Origin of the sequence: Nitratidesulfovibrio oxamicus, assembly GCF_015731765.1 — a bacterium.
Taxonomy (GTDB): Bacteria; Desulfobacterota; Desulfovibrionia; order Desulfovibrionales; family Desulfovibrionaceae; genus Cupidesulfovibrio; species Cupidesulfovibrio oxamicus.
The window spans coordinates 1-3,105 of the sequence record NZ_VRYY01000304.1 but is presented as its reverse complement, the minus strand read 5'-3'; the positions used below and the strand labels follow the sequence as shown (position 1 = coordinate 3,105).

Annotated in this window: 2 protein-coding genes; one reads left to right on the top strand and one right to left on the bottom strand. The window is 68.5% G+C overall.

Going from position 1 to position 3,105, the window contains the following annotated elements; genetic code table 11:
- Nucleotides 1-2,034 (bottom strand): c-type heme family protein (locus tag FVW20_RS10775; protein WP_196609538.1); only part of this gene is annotated, 2,034 nt, incomplete at its 3' end.
- 578 nt (nucleotides 2,035-2,612) lie between these two features.
- Here FVW20_RS10775 and FVW20_RS10770 point away from each other — a divergent pair.
- A partial coding sequence (locus FVW20_RS10770) for a putative sulfate exporter family transporter (protein WP_196609536.1) occupies nucleotides 2,613-3,105 on the top strand: 493 nt, incomplete at its 3' end.

Below are 3,105 nucleotides of genomic sequence, written 5' to 3'. Positions count from 1 at the left end.
CGCCCGGGGGCGAAACACGTCGGCCAGCCCCGCCAGCACGTCGGCCACGTCGCAAGGGCCGCGTTCCGCCTGTTTGGGCCGGGCAAAGTCCAGCAGGTCGCGCACCACCTTCCGGGCCTGCTCGGTGTGGCGCATGATCACGTCGATGTCCGCCTGGGCCTGCCCGTCCGGCGCGGCGGCGCGCAGCAGGTCGGCATAGCAGTGGATGACCCCCAGCGGGTTGTTGATCTCGTGGGCCAGGCCTGCGGCCAGCTTGCCCACGGCCACCAGTTTCTCGTGCTGCTGGACGCGTTCCAGCATGCGGCGCTCGTCCGTGGTTTCGCGCAGGTAGGCCACGGTGCGCCCGCCGCGCTCCAGCCGTCCGCCCAGCGGATAGGCGTTCACCGCAAAGGACCGTCCGTCGCGCAGGGTCACTGCGCGCGACACCGGGCCGTCGCCCATGCGCGCGGCGATGTCCGCCGCGTCCAGCAGTTCGGCTAGGGGGGTGCCATTGGTGGCGGCGGCGTTATCGTGCCCGTCGTCGGCCTTGCCGGGCGATGCCGCCAGCGACCGGGTCAGCCGACGTGCCGAACTGTTGGCCAGCACCACCCGGCCATCGCCGCCCAGCAGCAGCAGCGGGTCGGAAATGCCCTCGAAGATGGAATCCAGCAGGGCGTTCTGGCGCAGCAGGTTGTCCAGCGCGTCCAGGTTGTCCATGGCGATGCCAAGCTGCCGCCCCACGGCCTGGGCCAGGTCCGCCGTTCCGGGGCCGCTGGCATGGTCCGCATCCCAGTACAGGCACAAGAGGCCGCGCGTGGTGTCGCTGGTCTGGACGGGGATGAACCAGGCGCGCGTGGTGAGACGCGGCGAGCCTTCCGCCGCCATGTCGTGCCAGTCGGCGGGCAGTTCTGGACGCACCGAGCGGTCGGGCCAGGCATGAAAGTCGCTGGCCGAAAGCACGCAGGCGTAGGCGGCCCGGTCCGCCCCGAAGCGCCGCGCGATGAGCGCCAGCGAGGCGGCCAGCAATTCTCCCTTGCCGCTGCTGCGGTTCAGGCGGTCCAGCAGCCCCACGAACAACTCGACGTCGGTGCGCCGGGCCGTGGCCTCGGAGGCAAGGTCCAAGGTGCGCTCGTGCACCATGCCTTCCAGGTTGGCCGCATAGTCGCGCAGCTTGGCCCGCGCCTCGCTCAGGTGCAGGGCCAGCGATTCCATGTCGCCCAGCAGATCGTCTATGCCCACGTCCGGTTGGCCGCGACGGGGCATGGTCATGTCCGCCTCGTCCGGGAAGTGGCGGCGCATCACCCCGCCCATGCGGCGCAGGTTGTGCACCACCAGCCGGTTGAAGAATACGTGGATCACCGCGAACAGCACCAGCGCCCCGCCCGCGAACAACACCCCGAACGACATCACCGCATCGGTCATGCCGCTGACGGCCTGGTCCATGGGCAAGGCCACCATGGTCATGCCGGCCAGGTCGCCGGTCTTGCGCCAGAAGCCGCGCTCCGCCCCGTACATGGCCAGCAGCACGGGCGGGGCCTCTGCCGGATCGCCATGGCAACGCAGGCACGAGGCTTCGAACCGCACCGGCCTCGCGGTGATGAACCACCGCTCGCCGGTATCCTCGGTCACGTCCTCCACGCGGGTCAGTTCCGGGTCTTCCTGGAACCTGGCTATGATGGCGCGTTCGCGCTCGGAGGCTTCGTAGGCCGGGTTGCGCGCGCCCACTGCCACCCGGCGGTAGGTGAACCGGTCGTGGGCCATGTTGTTGTCGGTCATTACCGCGCGGGTGACGAACGAGGTGGACATGGCCTCGATGACGAAGGTGTCCTCGGAGAGGGTTTTGTACATGGCAGGGCGCAGGGTGTTGCGCACGTAACTCTGCACCGCCTCGGCCTGCGAGAGGATGAGCGCCGCGCGGTCGCGGGCCTCGTTCTCCACCAGCCGTTCCAGGTGCATGAACAGCGAAAGGGCGAAGAACCCGCCGAGGCAGGCGAGGATGAGCAGCAGGCCCAGCAGGAAGCGGGCCTGCAACGAATGGGGCGTAAGTCGGATCACGAAGTTCCTTGCACGATGCATCAACATATCATGAAGGGGCTGCGACAGGCCTGCCCCGCCAGTTCCGTTCTGGTGCCCCGGCTCAGGGGGGCAGTGCGGCGATGCCGTTCAGGCGGGCCGTGCATGTCGCCATGCCCGCGCGCCCGGCGTCGCATGGCCGATGTCTAGCACAGGCGGGGCAAAGGGCAACCCGCGTGCCGCAAGCTGCGTTGCATCGGCTGCGGGTGCTGCCGCGAGTTAGCAGGCAGGAGGGCGCGCATGTGTCGCATCATGCCGGTATTGTTTGTATTCGGTGTTTCGGATCGAGTTGGTCCGCGTCTTGCTGATGGGGGGCGATATCCGGCGCACGGAACCGTGGGCACGGGCAGGGCGGGCGGCGCAAAGGGGCGTCGCGCGGCTTCGCCCGCAGCCTTTCCCGGCAGCGGGGAAGGAACGGCACCGGGCTTCGGCAAGGAACAAGGGAAAGGGAAGATGCACCGGCGGGCCATGCCCGCGTCATGCTCTCAGCAGGGGCGCGGCAGGGCGATACGCCGGGGCATCCGACCAAAGATCACGCAACCCCCAGGAGATGCAACGCAATGGAAGACAAGGGGCTTTTCGGTAAGATCCTGGCCATCGTGCCCGGTCTCGCGGTGATGATCGGCACGCTCTACGTGCTGCGCGTGTACGTGGAGCCGTGGATGAAGGACGCCGTGGTGTTCGGCAGCAAGGGCTGGCTGGTGCAGGTGCTGAGCCTGAACTACATCCTGCTGTCCATCCTGACCGGCATGTTCTACCGCAACATCCTGTTCGGCGGCAGGATTCCCGCCTGGGCGGAGGAAGGCTTCCGCACCACCCGTCTGTTCATCAAGACCGGCGTCATCATGCTGGGCTCGCTGTATACCTTCGACAAGCTGCTGAAGGTCGGCGGCGTGGCCATCACGCTCATCGTGGCCTTCGTGTTCGGCACCGCCATCTTCGTGCTGTGGCTGGGCAAGCGCCTGGGCGCCGACCGTTCGGTCACCGCCACCATGGCCGCCGCCTGCGGCGTGTGCGGCGTTTCCGCCGCCGTGGCCACCGCGCCCGGCGTGC